The sequence below is a fragment of the Achromobacter veterisilvae genome (assembly GCF_037619525.1).
Taxonomy (GTDB): Bacteria; Pseudomonadota; Gammaproteobacteria; order Burkholderiales; family Burkholderiaceae_B; genus Achromobacter; species Achromobacter veterisilvae.
The window spans coordinates 1,002,334-1,019,344 of sequence record NZ_CP148753.1 but is presented as its reverse complement, the minus strand read 5'-3'; the positions used below and the strand labels follow the sequence as shown (position 1 = coordinate 1,019,344).

Here is a 17,011-nt window from a genome sequence, read left to right as displayed (position 1 = left end):
CTGATAAGGGTGTTTTCACCTGTATCGCCATGGCAAGTGCTCGGTTCTAGCTTCTATAAAGGTCGCCTGGGTTTTTCCCGGTCAGAGCCCCGTCTGCGAGTTGTTTTTTGCCTATGTTGCAAAAATGCCCGCCAGATACCCGCTACCTGAATGCGCGACCAGGAACCCTCCGGGCAGGTCCCTTCTGACTCTTGTTCTTTTTGTGGATCGTCCATGAAACGTACCTACCAACCTTCCGTTACCCGCCGCAAGCGCACCCATGGCTTTCGCGTGCGCATGAAAACCCGCGCTGGCCGCGCCATCCTGAGCGCACGTCGCGCCAAGGGCCGCAAGCGTCTGGCCGTCTAAGTCCTTGTCTTCCGGTTTTCCCGGAGACCTGACGCCCGACCCGCAGTCCATGCCGCGCGCCACGCTTCCCCCGGAGGCGCGGCTGCATCGCCCCTCCGAGTTTGCCGCCGCCCTCAAAGGCCGGCGTCTTGCCCGAGGGGCGTTCTTCATTGTGAGCGCCGCTCCCAATGATCTGCCCCCCGGCCAGGATGCCTGTGCCCGCCTGGGCCTGGTGATCGCCAAGCGGTTCGCCGCCCATGCCAGCACGCGCAACGCCATCAAGCGGGTCATCCGCGAAGCGTTCCGCCACCGGCGCCTGGACCTTCCGGCAAAGGATTACGTCGTGCGTCTGCATAGCAAGGTCGCGCCCGCCACGCTCACCGCGCTCAAACGCGGCGTCAGGGCCGAAGTGGACGCTCACTTTGGGCGTATCGCGCGATGACCGGCCGGACCCGCTCGCTCGGGGCTGTTTTACTCATTGCCCCGATCCGGTTCTACAGGTTCTTCCTGAGTCCCTGGATCGGCAGGCAGTGCCGCTTTACCCCCACCTGCTCGGCGTACGCGATCGAAGCGATCGAGCGCCACGGCGCCTGGCGCGGCTTCTGGCTGGCGGTCCGTCGCATCGGCCGCTGCCACCCGTGGTCGCCCGGCGGGTTGGATCCGGTTCCGCCGGCCAAGGGAACCAATGGCACCCCCTGCTGTTCCCACAGCCACCGCACCGAGCACGATTGACGCTAAACTGGCGGGCTTTGCTGGCCCGTATTCACTTCAGTAGGCACCATGGATATCCGACGAACCGTCCTCTGGATGATTTTTTCCTTCTCGCTGTTGCTCCTATGGAACAACTGGCAAATCCATAACGGCAAGCCGTCGCTGTTCGGGGGCCCCACGCCCGCGGCCAGCACGAGTGAACCGCAGGCTGCCGCGAACAACGCGACGCCCTCGGTGCCCAGTTCCCCCGTTCCCGCGGCGGCGGCTCCGTCCGCCGTGCCCGGCGCCGCCGCGCCGGCTGCCGCGCGCTCGGAAGAGATCGTCATCACGACCGACGTGCTGCGCCTGACGTTCGACACGATGGGCGCCCAGTTGGTGCGCGCCGAACTGCTGAAGTACCCGGCCACCGGCCAGCCGGACAAGCCCACGGTGCTGCTGGACCGCTCTGCCGGCCTGAACTACGTGGTGCAGACCGGCGTCGTCGGCGCGCCCAACGGCCAGAGCTTCCCCACGCACCAGACGCCTTTCCGCTTCGTCTCCTCCGACCGCCAGATGACCGGCGACAGCCTGGCCGTCGCGTTCGAAAGCGAATCGGGCGGCATGAAGGTCACCAAGACGTTCACGCTGCATCGCGGCCGCTACGACATCGACGTGCGCCACGACCTGGCCAACGTCGGCTCCGCCCCCGTGACGCCCGCGCTGTATCTGCAGCTCGAGCGCGACGGCAACGACCCCGCCGACACGTCCAGCTTCTATCACACCTTCACCGGCTTCGCCGTCTACTCGGAACAGGACAAGTTCCAGAAGATCACCTTCGGCGATATCGAAAAGAAGAAGGCCAACTACATCAAGCAGGCGGACAACGGCTGGATCGCCGTGGTCCAGCACTATTTCGCCACCGCCTGGGTGCCCCCGCAGGGCAAGCCGCGCAACAACGAACTGCTGGAAGTGCAGAAGAATCTGTACGCCGCCCGCAGCATCGAAGCCGTCGGCGACGTCGCGCCGGGCGCCGCCGCGCGCGTCGATTCGCACCTGTGGGTCGGCCCGCAGGACCAGAAGGCCATGGCGGCGCTCGCCCCCGGCCTGGAACTGGTGGTCGACTACGGCTGGCTGACCATCATCGCCAAGCCGCTGTTCAAGCTGATGACCTGGCTGCATTCCCTGCTGGGCAACTGGGGCTGGACCATCGTCGCGCTGACCGTGCTGATCAAGGCCGTGTTCTACCCCCTGGCCGCCGCCAGCTACCGCTCCATGGCCCGCATGAAGCAGGTGGCTCCGCGCCTTCAGGCCCTGAAGGAAAAGTACGGCGACGACAAGCAGAAGCTCAATGCGGCCATGATGGAGATGTACCGCACCGAGAAGATCAACCCGCTGGGCGGCTGCCTGCCGATGGTGGTGCAGATCCCGGTGTTCATCTCGCTGTACTGGGTGCTGCTGGCCAGCGTGGAAATGCGCGGCGCGCCGTGGATCCTGTGGGTGCACGACCTCTCGATCCGCGACCCGTTCTTCATTCTGCCCGCCATCATGATGGCCACCATGTTCCTGCAGATCAAACTGAACCCGACGCCCCCGGACCCCGTCCAGGCCAAGGTCATGATGATCATGCCGCTGGTGTTCGGCGGGATGATGTTCTTCTTCCCGGCCGGCCTGGTGCTGTACTGGTGCGTCAACAACACCCTGTCGATCGCGCAGCAGTGGTCCATCACGCGCGCCTTGCAGCGCAAGACGGAAGCCGCGGCGAACCGTTAAAGCGTGCCCTGGCAAAGAACCGGCCCTTATGGGCCGGTTTTTTTTTGTGCGCGCCCGGCGCCAGGCGCGCGCATCCCTTGTTTTGGCGATAGTTATTCTTAATCAAGCATGATGTTCCAATCAACTTCACATTGCAAACCAAGACCCCTATGATGTGTCGGAGATATCCCCGGCCGGCAATGCCAGGGAGATCCCAGACACGGCGCGGGCCCGCAACGGCCCCGCATTCCAGGAATGACATAGGGAGTGTGCTATGACCGACAAGAAACATCTGACCACCGCCTCGGGCGCGCCGGTAGCGGACAACAACAACACGATGACCGCAGGCCCCCGCGGCCCGGCGCTGTTGCAGGATTTCTGGCTGCTTGAAAAGCTCGCGCATTTCGACCGCGAACGCATTCCCGAACGCGTCGTGCACGCCAAGGGTTCCGGCGCATACGGCACCTTCACTGTCACGCACGACATCTCGCGCTACACCCGCGCCAGCATCTTCTCCCAGATCGGCAAGCAGACCCCGCTGTTCCTGCGCTTCTCCACCGTGGCCGGCGAACGCGGCGCGGCGGACACCGAACGCGACGTGCGCGGCTTCGCCATCAAGTTCTATACCGACGAGGGCAACTGGGACCTGGTGGGCAACAACACGCCCGTCTTCTTCATCCGCGACCCGCTGAAGTTCCCGGACTTTATCCACACGCAGAAACGCGAGCCCAAGTCCAACCTGCGCAGCGCCACCGCCGCCTGGGATTTCTGGTCGCTCAACCCCGAGTCGCTGCACCAGGTCACCACCCTGATGAGCGACCGCGGCATCCCCGCCAACCTGCGCCAGCAGCACGGCTTCGGCTCGCACACGTTCAGCTTCATCAACAAGGACGGCGAACGCTTCTACGTGAAATTCCACTTCAAGTCGCAGCAGGGCATCGCCTGTCTGACCGACGAGGAAGCGGCGCAAGTCGTCGCGCACGACCGTGAAAGCTCGCAGCGCGACCTGTTCAACAACATCGAACAGGGCAACTTCCCGAAGTGGACGCTGAAGGTGCAGATCATGCCCGAGGCCGAAGCCGCGACCTACCACATCAACCCCTTCGATCTGACCAAGGTCTGGCCGCACGGCGACTACCCCCTGATCGAGGTCGGCGTGCTGGAGCTGAACAAGAACCCCGAAAACTATTTCGCGGAAGTGGAGCAGGCCGCGTTCACGCCGGCCAACGTGGTCCCCGGCATCGGCTTCTCGCCGGACAAGATGCTGCAGGGCCGCCTGTTCTCCTATGGCGACACGCATCGCTACCGCCTGGGCATCAACCACCACCAGATCCCCGTGAACACGCCGCGCTGCCCGTTCCACAGCTACCACCGCGACGGCGCCGGGCGCGTCGACGGCAATGCCGGCGCCACCCTGAACTACGAGCCCAATAGTTTCGGCGAATGGAAGGAAACCCCGTCCGCGGCCGAGCCGCCGCTGGCGCTGGACGGTCAGGCCGCCGATCGCTGGAACCATCGCGTGGACGATGACTACTATTCGCAGCCGGGCGCCTTGTTCCGCCTGATGACGCCCGCCCAGCAGGAACTGCTGTTCGGCAACATCGGCCGCCACATGGCGGGCGTGCCCGAGGAAATCCAGCGCCGCCAACTGGAACATTTCCGGAAGGCCGATCCGGCCTATGCGGCGGGCGTGGCCAAGGCGCTGGGACTGAAGCTGTAATCCCGCAAGGCGCCAAGCGCAGGGCGGCCCGGACAGGGCCGCCTTTTTTATCGGGGCATCAGCGCTGCATGCCCCAGCGCCGGACCGTGAAACGCTCCAAGGTGTCGAACCCCAGGTTTTCCACAAGCAGGCCGATGATCACCACCGCGGCCAGCCCCGCGAACACGCGGTCTGTGTACAACTCGTTGCGGTTCTGGAAAATGTACCAGCCCAGCCCGCCCTTGCCGCTGGAGGCGCCGAACACCAGTTCCGCCGCGATCAGCGTGCGCCACGCGAACGCCCAGCCTATCCGCAGCCCGGCCAGGATGGCCGGTAGCGCCGCCGGCACCAGGATCTGCAGGACGTAGCGCAAGCCCGTCAGCCCGTAGTTGCGCCCCGCCATGCGCAAGGTCTCCGACACGCCCAGGAAGCCCGCGTACATGTTCAGCGCCAGCGCCCACAGCACGGAATGGATCAGCACGAACACCAGGCTGCCTTCGCCCAGGCCGAACCACAGCAGCGCCAGCGGCAGCAGCGCGATGGCGGGCAGCGGGTTGAACATCGCGGTCAGCGTCGACAGCAGGTCGCGCCCGAACCGCGTCGACACGGCCAGCGTCGTCAGCACGAAGGCCAGCGCCACGCCGGCCGCGTAACCCTGCACCAGCACACGCAGGGACTGCCCCGCGCGCGCCAGCAGTTCGCCGCTGGCGATGCCCTGCACGAAGGCCGCCGCCGTCTGCGATGCGCCGGGCAGCAGCAGGTCGTTGTCGGTATAGCGCGCCGCCAGCTCCCAGATGCCGGCCAGCAGCGCCAGGATCAACAGTTTGCGCAGGCTGGCGTGCTGCCACAGGCGCTCGTGCCAGGGCAGGGGCGCTTCGGCCGCCTGCGCGGGCAAGGGAGGCAGTTCGTATTCCACCTCGGGACGCACCGGGATCGCTCCGGCATGGGTATTGCTCATGCGTTTACCTTCAGGCCGCTGCGCGCTCGGCCGGCGCCGCCGGCGCCGTTTCGAACAGCAGGTCGTGGATGCGCCTGGCCGCCGACTGGAAAGCCGCGGAGCCCTGGCTGTGCAGCCCGAAGGCATGGGCGTTCAATTCGGCGCGCACGCGGCCCGGGTGCGGCGACAGCAACAACACGCGGCTGCCCAGCACCAATGCCTCTTCGATCGAATGCGTGACGAACAGCAGCGTGAAGCGCACGTCTTCCCACAGCGCCAGCAGCTCTTCCTGCATGCGCCGGCGCGTCAGCGCATCCAGCGCGGCGAAGGGTTCGTCCATCAGCAGCACGCGCGGCTGCATGGCCAGGGCGCGCGCGATGGCCACGCGCTGCTTCATGCCGCCGGACAGCGTGTGCGGATAGGCGTCGGCGAATGCGGACAGGCCCACCTTGTCCAGGTAGTGCATGGCGCGTTCGTCCGCTTCGCGGCGGCCCAGCTTGCGCGACGCCAGCAGCGGAAACGCCACGTTCTGGCGCAGCGTCTTCCAGGGCGGCAACTGGTCGAATTCCTGGAACACCACGATGCGGTCGGGCCCCGGGCCGCGCACGGGCCGCCCGTCTATGGCGATACGTCCTTCGGTCGGATCGATAAAGCCCGCAACCGCCTTGAGCAGGGTGGATTTTCCGCAGCCCGAGGGCCCCAGCAGGATGAACCGCTCCGCGCCGTGCACATCGAAACTCACTTGATGCGTGGCGCGAACCCGCCGCTCGCGCGTCTTGTATTCGATCGACACCTTATCCACAGCCAGCAAAGGCGTGGCCTTTTCGGGGTTATCCACAGGGCTCGCGGCGGTCAGGCCCATATCAGCTACCTTGCGCGGTGATCGGATCTTCGAAGAAGTAGTCGCGCCAACTGGCCGGCGCGTTCTTGATCGCTCCCACCTTGTGCATGAATTCGGCCAGCGCGAACGTGTTCTGCGGTTCCAGCTTGAATTGCACGTCGGGGTTCTTGATCACTTTGATCAGGAAGTCCCGGTCCTGCTTGGCGCCGGTGACGCGCAAATACGTGTCCGCGGCCTTTTCCGGATTGGCGGCGGCGAAGGCGGCCGCTTCCTTCAGCGCTTCCTGGAAGGCCTTGTAGGTCTTGGGATTGTCCTTGCGGAATTTTTCGGTGGCGAACAATACCGTCGACGAACTGGGTCCGCCCAGCACGTCATAGGAATTGAGCACGATGCGCGCCTTGGGATTTTCGGCCAGTTCCTGTTCCTGGAAAGGCGGGTTGCCGAAGTGCCCCGTGATTTCGGTGCCTCCCGCGATGATGGCGGCGGCGGCGTCGGGATGCGGCAAGGCGACGGAAATCTTGTCCAGCTTATTGAACTGCGCGTCGCCCCACAATTTCGCCGAGGCCAGTTGCAGCACGCGCGATTGCACCGACACGCCCACCGCCGGCACCGCGATCCGGTCCTTGTCCGTGAAGTCGGCAATCGTCTTCACGTTCGGATTGTTGCTGACCAGGTAATAGGGGAAGTTGCCCAGCGACGCGACGCCCTTCACGTTCTGCTTGCCGCGCGTGCGGTCCCAGATCGTCAACAGCGGCCCCACGCCCGCCCCCGCGATATCCACAGCCCCCGACAGCAGCGCGTCGTTCACGGCCGAGCCGCCGGACAGCTTGGCCCATTCGACCGTGATGTCCAGGCCATCGGCCTTGCCGTGCTTCTCGATCAGTTGCTGGTCGCGGGCGACGTTCAGCAGCAGGTACACGATGCCGTACTGTTCCGCGATGCGGATCCGGCCTTCGGCCATCGCGGGCGTCGGCGAGGCCAGCGCCAGTATGGCAAGCGTCAGCGCCAGGCCCGAGGCGGTGGCGATCCGGACCAGGCGGTCCCGTAGGGCGGAGGAAAAACGCATGGCGTTCCTTGTGGATAAGTGGTTGCGCGGGAGACGGCTGGCGTATTCAGAAAGGCGTATCGCCTTCGATGGTGGTGCGGTACAGCTTGCGGCGCAGGTGGTCCGGCGTGCCGGCCGCCAGGTGGATGAGCGAACGGTTGTCCCAGAAGACCAGATCGTGGGCTTGCCACTGGTGGCGGTAGAGGTGCTCGGGCCGGATGCTGTGGGCGAACAGTTCGTCGAGTATCTGGCGGCTCTCGTCCTCGGGCAGGCCTTCGATGCGTGTCGTGAAGCCCTCGCTGACGAACAGCGCGCGGCGGCCGGATTCGGGATGCGTGCGCACCACGGGGTGCACGACCTCCTGCACCTGCGCTACCTGCTGCACGCTCAGGTTGGGGCGCCAGGCCCCTTCCTTCTGCAACTGCCCGTACTTGGCCAGATAGGAATGCACGGCGCGCTTGCCTTCGACGGCATCGCGCAGCGCGGCCGGCAGCGTGTCGTACGCCAGGTGCATGTTGGCGAAGAGCGTGTCGCCGCCTTGCGCCGGCAGTTCCTGCGCATGCAGGAGCGAGCCCAGGCTGGGCAATTCCTTGTAGGAGATGTCCGAATGCCAGTATTTGCCGGCGTCGCCCAGTCCGACGGGCTTGCCGTCCTCCACGATGTTGGAGACGATGAGGATCTCGGGGTGCCCGGGCAGATGGAACTGGTGCAGCACGTGGATCATCAGGCGGCCGAAGCGGCGGCTGAAATCGATGTGCTGCTGCGGCGTGATGCGCTGGTCGCGGAACACCAGCAGGTGATGATCCAGGTGGGCTTGGTGCACCCGGGCGAAATCGGCCGCGTCGAGTTCGCGCGACAGATCGATGCCGACGACCTCGGCGCCCATCGCGCCCGCCAGGGGGCGGATCGAGAAATCCTGGGGCGCGGGGACGGGGGCGTACCGCGGTGCCGCATGCGCCTCGGACCGGCGCAGCGCATTGCTCTGGGACATGGATCGCTCCTTGCGCGTGTTCCGCCGGCCAGGCCGGCGCTGGAACGATCCATTATGAGAACCCGCTACCCCCGGACAAACGAATTATTCGGCGTTTGTTCAAGCCCGTGCGTCATAAGGGGGCCGGCGCACTGCGGGTTATATGCTTATTCGCGCGACAGGAACTTGCCGCGCACGGAGCCGATGTGCTGCTCCATCCTGCGCACCGCGGCCTTCTTGTCGCCGCGTTCGACCATGTTGTACAGGTCTTCCAGCTCGGCCACGTTGGGCTTGTCCGCCTTGCCCGCGGGCGGGCGGAACCACAGCCGCATGGAGCGGTCCAGCAGGCTTCCGGCGAACTCCGCCAGGATGTCGTTGCCGGCGGCCGCGTACAGCAGTTGATGGAACTGGCGGTCGATCTCCATGCTGCCCAGGCGGTCCTGGCGCTGGTTGCACTCCCAGCCGGCGGCCACGACGGCGCGCAGCCGTTCGAGCAAAGCGGGCGTCGCGTTGTCCACCGCCAGGCCCGTCAGATGCGGTTCGACCAGCAGGCGCGCGGCGATCAATTCGAGAAAGCTGTCGATGGTCTCGGCTTTGACCAGGATGCCCTTGCGCGGCAGGATGTCCACCAGCCCCTCGCGGTCCAGCCGGTGGATGGCCAGATGGATGGGGCTGCGGCCCAGCGACAACTGTTCGCTCAATTGGGCGACGTTGATCTGGTCCCCCGCGCGCAGTTCCTGCGTGAGGATCATGCGCTTGATCGCGATGTAGGCCTGCTCGCCGAGCGAGGCCGCCGGCGCGGGGGCCGCCGCGGCGTCTTCCTGCTGTCGCTTGGGGGGAGAGGTTCTGGGCATGCGGTGAAGGTTACCTGACCACGCGCCGCTACCGGCGCAGACCGCTGCGATTATAGCGACCGGTGCGGGCGGGCCAGCGCGTTCTCAGTCGATGCGCACGTTCCCGTCCTTGACGGCCTGTCCGTATTTCGCGGATTCGGCCTTCATGAACGCGCTGAACGCTTCCGGCGAGGACGCCGCCGCGACCATGCCCTGCTGGGCCAGGATCTGCCGCACGTCGGCGTCCTGCAGCGCTTCCGAGTACATCTGGTTCAGGCGCTGCACGCGCTCGGCCGGCACGCCCGCGCGGGTCAGCAGGCCCATCCAGGTCTGCGACTCGAAACCCGGCAGGCCCGCTTCGGCGAAGGTCGGCACGTCGGGCAGCGCGGGGGTGCGCGCGTTCCCGGCCACGGCCAGGGCGCGCAGCTTGCCCGCCTGGATATGCGGCGCGACCACGCCCACGTCGCCCAGCGTCGCGTCCACTTCGCCGCTGAGCACGGCCATGGTGGCCGGCGCCGATCCCTTGTACGGCACGTGCATCATGGCCAGGCCGGCCTGCTTTTTCAGCATCTCGAAGCCCAGGTGGCCCGACGACCCATTGCCGAAGGACGAAAACGTTGCCTTGTCGCCTTGCTCCTTGGCCCACGCCAGGAAGGCCTTGAGGTCGCCCGCCGGCACCTTGGGACCGACCACCAGCACGTGCGGATTGGTCGCCAGTTGCGCCACGGGCTGGAAGTCCTTCACGCTGTCGTACGGCAACTGGTTCAGCAGGTAGGGATTGATGACGAAACTGGCGGCCGTGAGCATGACGGTGTAGCCGTCGGCCGGCTTGCCGAGCAGCGCCTGCGCGCCGATCACGGTGCTGCCGCCGGGGCGGTTTTCGACGACGATGCTGGCGCCCGTGTTCTTGGCGATCGCCTTGCCCAGCGCGCGCGCCAGCGCATCCGACGACCCGCCCGCGGTGTACGGCACGATCAGGGTCATCGGCTGCGACGGGAAGGTCTCGGCCGCCGCGCCCAGGCTGGCCAGCGCCAGGCTTGCGCCCACTATGGTTTTCTTCATGGTCTATACCCCTTGATTGGTTTTGAATGCCGCGCGGCCGACGGATTATTCCGCGTAGCGCAGCCCCGCGCGCACGACATTGCGCAATGCGCCGATGCCTTCCACCTCGCACTCCACCACGTCGCCGTCGCGCAGGAATACGGGCGGCTGGCGGGCGGCGCCGATCCCCTCCGGCGTGCCGGTCAGGATGACGTCCCCAGGCAGGAGCGTCAGCCCCTCGGACAGCTCCGCGATCACGCGCGCCACGCTGAAGATCTGGTGGCGGGTGTGCCCGGATTGCATCACGCTGCCGTTGACGCGGCAGGCCAGCGCGAGATTCTGCGGGTCGCCGATTTCATCGGCCGTCACCAGCACGGGGCCCATCGGGCAGGTGGCATCCAGGCTCTTGCCCTTGAACCACTGCGCGCCGTGCGCGCGCTGCAGGTCGCGCGCGCTGAGGTCGTTGGCGACGGTGTAGCCGAAGACATGGCCTAGCGCGTCCGCCTCGGCGATATCGCGTCCCGCCTTGCCGATCACCACGGCCAGTTCGACTTCCCAGTCGAGCTTGGCCGTATAGGCTTCATGCAGGGGCACGTTGTCGCGCGGACCAGCCACGGTGGTGGGCAGCTTGCTGAAGAAGGTGGGCCGGGCCGGAAGATCGATTTCCTGCCCTTCGCGCTTGCCTTTGCTTTCGTCGTAGTGCTTGAGATAGTTCCAGCCGACGCAGAACACATTGCGCTGGGGCACGATGGGCGCCAGCAGCCGCAGCGAATCCAGCGCCACGCCCGGCCCTTGCGCCTGCCCGCCGCCGGCGATCAGCGCCTGCACGTCGGCGACGCCCGGGAATGGCGTGACGGTCTGGCCCTCGAGCCAGCCCAGCTCCGGGCCGGCATCCGCCATATAGCGAACGATCTTCATGATGCTCAGTCCGCGAGACGCGCTTGTCCCTGGATTTCCACCAGGATCTCGGGTTTGGCCAGGGCGGCCACCTGGACCAGCGCGCAAGCCGGGAAATCGCCGCTGAAGAATTCGCGGCGCGCCTTCCAGACCTGCTGGTTGTCCGCCATGTCGGTCAGGAAGATCGTGAGCGTGACCATGTCGTCGATATGGCCGCCCGCCGCCTCCAGCAGGTGCTTCATCTTCGCGAAGATGACCTGCGCCTGCTCGTAGGCGCTGGCGCCCTGGATGGTGGTGCCGTCATTGGCGCGGGCGGTCAATCCCGACAGATAGACCGAATCCTTCACTCGCAGGCAGTTGGACCACAGGCCCGGCTCGGCTTCGGCGACGTGGGGACTGGTGATGCGGATCTTCTGGACCATGGAATCTTCCTAGCGAAAGGGTTGAGAGCGGGTTTAGAAACGGCTCATTAAAATAACAGTGATATTTCACAGTTATATCAATGCTAGGGCCGGAAGCGGGGCCGAGTCAAGGCTGCCACCGGCCTGCGGGCATGCGCGTTTACCCTTGGAAAGGGGAAATTTTCCTTGGCGATGGCTTGCCCGACGCTGTGGACAACCCTAGGGATAAGCCTGGTGACAAGCCAGGGGAAAGCCGGTGGACAGCCAGGGGATATCCCGGTGGATAGCCAGTGGACAGGCGGTGGATAGCCGGTGCACAACTTGGCCCCGGCAAAAGAAAAGGCGCAGCCCCCGGAAGGTCTGCGCCTTTGAAATCAATGACTTGCGTGTATCAGGGCTTCGCCAGGAACGCCTGCGCCAGTTTCACCCAGTACGTCGCGCCAACCGGCAGCAGCTCATCGTTGAAGTCGTAGTTCGGGTTGTGCAACTGGCACGGTCCCATGCCGTGATAGCTCTCCAGGCGATGGCCGCCGTCGCCATTGCCCAGGAACAGGTAGGAGCCGGGAACGGCTTCCAGGAAGAAGGAAAAGTCCTCGGCGCCCATGAAAGGCGGCATGTCGCGCAGCACGTGCTCGGCGCCGAAGGCGTCTTCCGCGACCTGGGCCGCGAAGGCCGTTTCCTGCTCCCAGTTCACCAGCGGCGGATAGGCCCGCACGAAGTCCAATTCGCCCGTGCCACCGTACACCTGCGGCAAGGTGGTGGCGATGCGCCGCATGTCGGCCTCGATCTTGTCCAGCGCCTCCACCGAATAGGTGCGCACTGTGCCGCGCAGCACGGCTTCGCCGGGAATGACGTTGTAGGCGTCGCCCGCGTGGATCTGCGTGATCGACAGCACGGCCTGGTCCAGCGGATTCTTGCTGCGCGAAATCACCGTCTGCAGGGCATGCACCATATCGGCGGCCACGATGATCGGATCCACCGACGCGTGCGGCTGCGCCGCGTGGCCGCCCACGCCCTTGATGACGATGTCCCAGCGGTTGCTGGAGGCCATGGTCGGCCCCGCGCGGAATCCGAACTGGTTGACCGGCATGCCGGGCATGTTATGGATGCCGAACACCGCGTCGCACGGAAAGCGGTCGAACAGGCCGTCCTGCATCATGGCGCGCGCGCCGGCGTTGCCGCCTTCCTCGGCCGGCTGGAAAATGAACACGACCGTGCCGTCGAAATCCCGGTGCGTGGACAGGTACTGCGCCGCGCCCAGCAGCATGGCCGTGTGCCCGTCATGGCCGCAGCCGTGCATGCGCCCGCTGATGGTGGATTTGTGCGCGAAGCGGTTGTGCTCCGGCATGGGCAGGGCATCCATGTCGGCGCGCAGGCCGATCGTCTTCTTGCCGCTGCCGGCGCGCAGAATGCCCACCACGCCGGTTTTCCCCAGCCCGGTGTGGACTTCCAGTCCCCAGCCGCGCAAGCGCTCGGCCACCAGCGTGGAGGTGCGTGTTTCCTGGAACGCCAGTTCGGGATGGGCATGGATGTCGCGGCGCAGCGCGGTCAGGTCCGGATGCGCGCGTTCGATTTCGTCGATGGTTTTCATGGCTGTGGATAAACGGTAAGTATGGAAATTGGCGGCTTGCCGGCCCGGTCCTAGGCCGCGTCGTTCAAATGGCAGGCGCTGAGTTGCCCCGGCGCGACTTCCTTCAGCAACGGCCGTTCCACTTTGCAGCGCGGCATGGCCTGTGGACAACGCGGATGGAACGCGCAACCTGTCGGCGGATCCAGCGGCGACGGCAACTCGCCCTTGATCGGCTGATAGGTGCGCCGCCCGGGCCGCAGGGTCGGCAGTTCTTTCAGCAAGGCCTGCGTGTACGGATGGTTGGCATGCCGAAAAACGGTATCGGTGGGCGCCAGCTCCACCACGCGTCCCAGGTACATGATAGCCACACGGTCCGAAATGTGGCTGACCACGCTGAGATTGTGGCTGATGAAAAGATAGGTCAGGTCCAGGTCCGCGCGCAATTGTTCGAACAGATTGAGCACCTGGGCCTGGATCGATACGTCCAGCGCGGCGACGGCCTCGTCGCAAACGATGACCGTAGGCTTGAGCGCCAGGGCCCGCGCAATGCCGATGCGCTGCCTCTGGCCACCCGAGAACTGATGGGGATAACGCTGTGAAAAACTCGGATCCAGGCCTACCTGGCGCATCAGCCCCGCCACGTACTCGGCCTTGTCCCGCGCCCGGACCAGGCCATGGGCCACGGGCGCCTCGCCGATGATCTCCCGCACCCGCATGCGTGGATTCAAGGAGGCATAAGGGTCCTGAAAGATCATCTGCACGCCCAGTTCATAGGTTCGCCGTTCCGGGCCCGCCATTTCCTTCACCGGCTTGCCGCGGTAGCGCACCTCGCCGGCGGTCGGCGGCAGGATGCCCGACACGATGCGGCCCAGGGTGGATTTTCCACAGCCCGATTCGCCCACGATGCCGATCACTTCGCCTGGCATCACGTCCAGGTCCACGCCGGCCACGGCATGCACCACCTGCGTCTTCAGGCCGGCGCCCAGCAGGTTGGCGATGCGGCCGGCCAGGTCCACCGGCTGCACGAAGCGCAACTCGACCTGGCGCAAGGACAGGATGGGAGGGAGGGCGTCATGTTCCACTGCGCTCATTTCGTGTCCGGGCCTCCTGCATGCCAGCAGCGCACCCATTGCGCCGGGCGGACTTCGACGGGCTGCGGCTCGGCCAGACAGGCCTCGGTCGCGCGCGGGCAGCGCCCCCGGAACGCACAGCCTTGCGGCAGGTTCAGCAGCGACGGCGTCATGCCGGGGATCGGCACCAAAGGCCTGCCGCGCGATTCCGGCGTGGGAATGGAGGCGATCAGGCCATGCGTGTAGGGATGCATGGGATGGCTGATCACGGCTTCGGTGCTTCCGGTTTCCACGACGCGGCCGGCATACATGACCGACACACGGTCCGCCAGGCCCGCCACCACCGCCAGGTCGTGCGTGATCCAGATCAGCCCGGTGCCGGTCTCGCGGCACAGCTTCTGCACTTCGAACAGGATCTGCCCCTGTATCGTCACGTCCAGCGCCGTCGTCGGCTCATCCGCAATGATCAGGCGCGGTGAATTCAACAGGGCGATCGCGATCGCCACGCGCTGCCGCATGCCGCCCGACAACTGGTGCGGATAGGTGCGCAGGCGTTCCTCCGGCGACGGAATGCCCACCATCGCAAGCGTCTGCAACGCGCGCTGGCGCGCCTGTTCGCGCGTCGCCTTGCCGTGCGCCTGGACCGCTTCGATCATCTGCGTGTCCACGCGCAGCACCGGGTTCAGGGTCATCATCGGGTCCTGGAAGATCATCGCGATCTCTTGGCCCCGCAACTGGCGCCAGCGCGCGGGCGCCGCGCCGCGCAGGTCTTCCCCGTTCAACAGCAACTGGCCCTCGACGATGCGGCCCGGCTCGTCCAGCAACCCCATCAGCGAAAAACCCGTGATGCTCTTGCCCGACCCCGATTCGCCCACCAGCCCCAGGATCTCGCCTTCGGCCAGTTGCAGGTCCACGCCGTCCACCGCCTTCACCACGCCGTTGCGCGTGAAGAAATGGGTCTTCAGCCCGCGCACGTCCAGGATGGGCCTGGGCGTTGCCGACGGTTTTTCCACAGCCTGTGTCTGCATCTCGCCGCCCCTCAATTCGCGTGGCGCGGGTTGAGCACGTCGCGCAGGTGGTCGCCCACCAGGTTGATGGCGATGATGGCCAGCGCCAGCGCGATGCCGGGAAAGAAGGAAATCCAGTACTGGCCGGACAGCAGGTATTCGAAGCCGTTGTAGATCAGCATACCCAGCGAAGGCTCGGTCACCGGCACTCCCACCCCCAGGAACGACAGCGTCGCCTCCAGCGCGATGGCGTGCGCCAGGTCGATGGTGGCGATCACGATCAGCGGCGGCATACAGTTCGGCAGCACGTGGCGGAACAGCACGCGCCCCCAGGACAGCGACATACATCGCGCGGCCTCGACGTATTCCTTGCCGCGTTCGACCAGCGCCGCGCCGCGCGCCGCCCGCGCGAAATACGCCCACTGCACGACGATCAGCGCGATGATCACCTTATCCACACCCTTGCCCAGGATCGCCAGCAGCATCAGCGCGACGAGGATCGCCGGGAACGACAACTGGATATCCACAATCCGCATCAGCAGGGCGTCGATGCGCCCGCCGAAATAGGCCGCGATCAGGCCCACGGTGGCGCCGATTCCGAAGGCCGCCAGCACCGACACGGTCGCCACCAGCAGGCTGGTGCGCATGCCGTAGAGAATGGCCGACAGCAGGTCCCGCGCCTGGCCGTCGGTGCCCAGCCAATAATGCATGGCCCCATCGCCGCTTTCGCTGCCGGGCTTGAGCTTGGAGTCCATGATGTCCAGCACGGCCAGGTCATAGGGATTCTGCGGCGCGATCCAGGGCGCCAGCAGGGCGGCGCCCACGATCACGACCAGCATGACCAGGCCCAGGGTGGCGAGCTTGCTGGCGAAGAAGTCCGACAGGAAGCGGCGCCACGGCGTCTGTTCCTTGGCCTGTGCTGGCGGGGCGGCGGCGGAGGCGGGCGTATTCATCGGCGGCTATCCAGGCGTACGCGGGGGTCCAGCACCGTATAGATGATGTCCACCACGAGGTTCAGCATGACCAGGAAGAACACGATCAGGAGCAGATAGGCCACCACCACCGGCCGATCCAGGTTGATGATGGAATCGATCAGCAGCTTGCCCATGCCCGGCCAGGAAAACACGGTCTCGGTCACCACGGCGAACGCCATCACCTGGCCGAATTCCAGGCCCGCCACCGTCACCACCGGAATCAGGATGTTCTTCAGCAGATGCACCCCCAGCACGCGCCTTTCCGACAGGCCCTTGGCGCGCGCGAACTTGATGTAGTCCATGGGCAGGGCCTCGCGCGTGGCCGCCCGCGTCACGCGGATGATCATCGCGCACTTGGCGAGCGCAATGGTGGCCGCCGGCAGCGCCAGGCTCAGCCAGCCGTTGAGCGTCAGCACGCTCAATTGCAGGGACCCGATGCTGACGGTCCGTCCGCGCCCCCCCGCCGGCACCCAGCCCAGCATCACCGCGAACACCATGATGAGCATTAGGCCGACCCAGAAATTGGGCAGCGAGAACCCCAGCACCGACCCCGTCATGATCGCGCGCGACGCGGGCGCATTGGGTTTCAGGCCGGCGCGGATGCCCAGGGGCACGCCGATCAGCACCGACAGCAGCATGGCCACACAGGCCAGTTCCACGGTGGCCGGCATGCGTTCCAGGATCAGGCGCATGGCGGGTTCGCCGGTCAGGAAGCTGTTGCCGAAATCGCCGCGCACCGCCTGCCCCATGAAGATCAGATACTGCCGCCACAGCGGCAGATCCAGGCCCAGCGACGCGCGCACCGCGGCGCGCTGCGCCTCGGTGGCTTCGGGGCTCGCCAGCATCGACACCGGGTCGCCCACCATGTAGATGCCGGCGAAGACCAGCGCCGACATGACGAGCATGACGACGATGGTCTGCAGCAGCCTTCTTACGATCGTGGCTAGCACGAGGAACCGC

General features: G+C 66.0%; 18 protein-coding genes. 5 read left to right on the top strand and 13 right to left on the bottom strand.

Annotation, left to right across the window (positions count from 1 at the left end; all coding sequences use genetic code 11):
- The first annotated feature begins 213 nt into the window (after nucleotides 1–213).
- From rpmH to WHX56_RS04770, 5 genes are all read left to right on the top strand, one after another.
- A complete protein-coding gene (gene rpmH / locus WHX56_RS04790; protein WP_006228069.1) occupies nucleotides 214–348 on the top strand; it encodes a 50S ribosomal protein L34 in 135 nt (44 codons plus the stop codon).
- 49 nt (nucleotides 349–397) lie between these two features.
- Nucleotides 398–769 carry a ribonuclease P protein component gene (locus WHX56_RS04785; protein ID WP_062681593.1) on the top strand — a complete coding sequence of 124 codons (372 nt, stop codon included), beginning with the start codon at nucleotides 398–400 and terminating at the stop codon, nucleotides 767–769.
- A complete protein-coding gene (gene yidD / locus WHX56_RS04780) occupies nucleotides 766–1,059 on the top strand; it encodes a membrane protein insertion efficiency factor YidD (protein WP_287753895.1) in 294 nt (97 codons plus the stop codon). The genes WHX56_RS04785 and yidD overlap by 4 nt, the downstream gene beginning before the upstream one ends.
- A gap of 48 nt (nucleotides 1,060–1,107) precedes the next feature.
- A complete protein-coding gene (gene yidC, locus WHX56_RS04775; RefSeq protein ID WP_129241803.1) occupies nucleotides 1,108–2,787 on the top strand; it encodes a membrane protein insertase YidC in 1,680 nt (559 codons plus the stop codon).
- 253 nt (nucleotides 2,788–3,040) lie between these two features.
- Complete coding sequence (locus WHX56_RS04770; RefSeq protein ID WP_129241802.1) at nucleotides 3,041–4,486, top strand: catalase; 1,446 nt, start codon at nucleotides 3,041–3,043, stop codon at nucleotides 4,484–4,486.
- 58 nt (nucleotides 4,487–4,544) lie between these two features.
- On the opposite strand, the gene WHX56_RS04765 is transcribed toward WHX56_RS04770, so the two are convergent.
- The 13 genes from WHX56_RS04765 to WHX56_RS04705 all read right to left on the bottom strand — a co-directional run bounded on the left by WHX56_RS04765 (nucleotide 4,545) and on the right by WHX56_RS04705 (nucleotide 17,001).
- The gene (locus WHX56_RS04765) at nucleotides 4,545–5,423 is read right to left on the bottom strand and encodes an ABC transporter permease (protein ID WP_129241801.1); all 879 of its coding nucleotides are present in this window, start codon (nucleotides 5,421–5,423) and stop codon (nucleotides 4,545–4,547) included.
- Nucleotides 5,424–5,433: 10 nt separating this feature from the next.
- The gene (locus WHX56_RS04760; protein WP_338880599.1) at nucleotides 5,434–6,264 is read right to left on the bottom strand and encodes an ABC transporter ATP-binding protein; all 831 of its coding nucleotides are present in this window, start codon (nucleotides 6,262–6,264) and stop codon (nucleotides 5,434–5,436) included.
- A gap of 1 nt (nucleotide 6,265) precedes the next feature.
- Complete coding sequence (locus WHX56_RS04755) at nucleotides 6,266–7,309, bottom strand: ABC transporter substrate-binding protein (RefSeq protein WP_129241799.1); 1,044 nt, start codon at nucleotides 7,307–7,309, stop codon at nucleotides 6,266–6,268.
- A 46-nt stretch (nucleotides 7,310–7,355) separates the two neighbouring features.
- Nucleotides 7,356–8,279, bottom strand: coding sequence for a TauD/TfdA family dioxygenase (locus WHX56_RS04750; protein WP_338880598.1), 924 nt, complete (start codon nucleotides 8,277–8,279; stop codon nucleotides 7,356–7,358).
- 146 nt (nucleotides 8,280–8,425) lie between these two features.
- Nucleotides 8,426–9,112, bottom strand: coding sequence for a GntR family transcriptional regulator (locus tag WHX56_RS04745; RefSeq protein ID WP_287753898.1), 687 nt, complete (start codon nucleotides 9,110–9,112; stop codon nucleotides 8,426–8,428).
- An 84-nt stretch (nucleotides 9,113–9,196) separates the two neighbouring features.
- Nucleotides 9,197–10,153, bottom strand: coding sequence for a tripartite tricarboxylate transporter substrate binding protein (locus tag WHX56_RS04740; protein ID WP_338880597.1), 957 nt, complete (start codon nucleotides 10,151–10,153; stop codon nucleotides 9,197–9,199).
- Between the two features lie 45 nt (nucleotides 10,154–10,198).
- Nucleotides 10,199–11,050, bottom strand: a complete 852-nt coding sequence (locus tag WHX56_RS04735; RefSeq protein ID WP_338880596.1) for a fumarylacetoacetate hydrolase family protein — start codon at nucleotides 11,048–11,050, stop codon at nucleotides 10,199–10,201.
- 5 nt (nucleotides 11,051–11,055) lie between these two features.
- Nucleotides 11,056–11,451 carry a RidA family protein gene (locus tag WHX56_RS04730; protein ID WP_129241793.1) on the bottom strand — a complete coding sequence of 132 codons (396 nt, stop codon included), beginning with the start codon at nucleotides 11,449–11,451 and terminating at the stop codon, nucleotides 11,056–11,058.
- A 370-nt stretch (nucleotides 11,452–11,821) separates the two neighbouring features.
- Nucleotides 11,822–13,021: a M20 aminoacylase family protein gene (locus WHX56_RS04725; RefSeq protein WP_129241792.1), complete on the bottom strand. Its 1,200-nt coding sequence runs from the start codon at nucleotides 13,019–13,021 to the stop codon at nucleotides 11,822–11,824.
- 50 nt (nucleotides 13,022–13,071) lie between these two features.
- A complete protein-coding gene (locus WHX56_RS04720) occupies nucleotides 13,072–14,091 on the bottom strand; it encodes an oligopeptide/dipeptide ABC transporter ATP-binding protein (RefSeq protein WP_338880595.1) in 1,020 nt (339 codons plus the stop codon).
- Nucleotides 14,088–15,098, bottom strand: a complete 1,011-nt coding sequence (locus WHX56_RS04715; protein ID WP_338880594.1) for an ABC transporter ATP-binding protein — start codon at nucleotides 15,096–15,098, stop codon at nucleotides 14,088–14,090. The genes WHX56_RS04720 and WHX56_RS04715 overlap by 4 nt, the downstream gene beginning before the upstream one ends.
- Before the next feature lie 11 nt (nucleotides 15,099–15,109).
- Nucleotides 15,110–16,030: an ABC transporter permease gene (locus WHX56_RS04710; protein WP_338880593.1), complete on the bottom strand. Its 921-nt coding sequence runs from the start codon at nucleotides 16,028–16,030 to the stop codon at nucleotides 15,110–15,112.
- Nucleotides 16,027–17,001 (bottom strand): ABC transporter permease, encoded by a 975-nt coding sequence (locus WHX56_RS04705; protein ID WP_129241788.1) that lies wholly within the window; start codon nucleotides 16,999–17,001, stop codon nucleotides 16,027–16,029. Before WHX56_RS04705 ends, WHX56_RS04710 begins: the two co-directional genes overlap by 4 nt.
- Between the last annotated feature and the right edge of the window lie 10 nt (nucleotides 17,002–17,011).

Coding starts and splice junctions, on each gene's coding strand:
- rpmH (WP_006228069.1), top strand. CDS start 214: ATGAAACGTACCTACCAACCTTCCGTTACCCGCCGCAAGCGCACCCAT.
- WHX56_RS04785 (WP_062681593.1), top strand. CDS start 398: ATGCCGCGCGCCACGCTTCCCCCGGAGGCGCGGCTGCATCGCCCCTCC.
- yidD (WP_287753895.1), top strand. CDS start 766: ATGACCGGCCGGACCCGCTCGCTCGGGGCTGTTTTACTCATTGCCCCG.
- yidC (WP_129241803.1), top strand. CDS start 1,108: ATGGATATCCGACGAACCGTCCTCTGGATGATTTTTTCCTTCTCGCTG.
- WHX56_RS04770 (WP_129241802.1), top strand. CDS start 3,041: ATGACCGACAAGAAACATCTGACCACCGCCTCGGGCGCGCCGGTAGCG.
- WHX56_RS04765 (WP_129241801.1), bottom strand. CDS start 5,423: ATGAGCAATACCCATGCCGGAGCGATCCCGGTGCGTCCCGAGGTGGAA.
- WHX56_RS04760 (WP_338880599.1), bottom strand. CDS start 6,264: ATGGGCCTGACCGCCGCGAGCCCTGTGGATAACCCCGAAAAGGCCACG.
- WHX56_RS04755 (WP_129241799.1), bottom strand. CDS start 7,309: ATGCGTTTTTCCTCCGCCCTACGGGACCGCCTGGTCCGGATCGCCACC.
- WHX56_RS04750 (WP_338880598.1), bottom strand. CDS start 8,279: ATGTCCCAGAGCAATGCGCTGCGCCGGTCCGAGGCGCATGCGGCACCG.
- WHX56_RS04745 (WP_287753898.1), bottom strand. CDS start 9,112: ATGCCCAGAACCTCTCCCCCCAAGCGACAGCAGGAAGACGCCGCGGCG.
- WHX56_RS04740 (WP_338880597.1), bottom strand. CDS start 10,153: ATGAAGAAAACCATAGTGGGCGCAAGCCTGGCGCTGGCCAGCCTGGGC.
- WHX56_RS04735 (WP_338880596.1), bottom strand. CDS start 11,050: ATGAAGATCGTTCGCTATATGGCGGATGCCGGCCCGGAGCTGGGCTGG.
- WHX56_RS04730 (WP_129241793.1), bottom strand. CDS start 11,451: ATGGTCCAGAAGATCCGCATCACCAGTCCCCACGTCGCCGAAGCCGAG.
- WHX56_RS04725 (WP_129241792.1), bottom strand. CDS start 13,021: ATGAAAACCATCGACGAAATCGAACGCGCGCATCCGGACCTGACCGCG.
- WHX56_RS04720 (WP_338880595.1), bottom strand. CDS start 14,091: ATGAGCGCAGTGGAACATGACGCCCTCCCTCCCATCCTGTCCTTGCGC.
- WHX56_RS04715 (WP_338880594.1), bottom strand. CDS start 15,098: ATGCAGACACAGGCTGTGGAAAAACCGTCGGCAACGCCCAGGCCCATC.
- WHX56_RS04710 (WP_338880593.1), bottom strand. CDS start 16,030: ATGAATACGCCCGCCTCCGCCGCCGCCCCGCCAGCACAGGCCAAGGAA.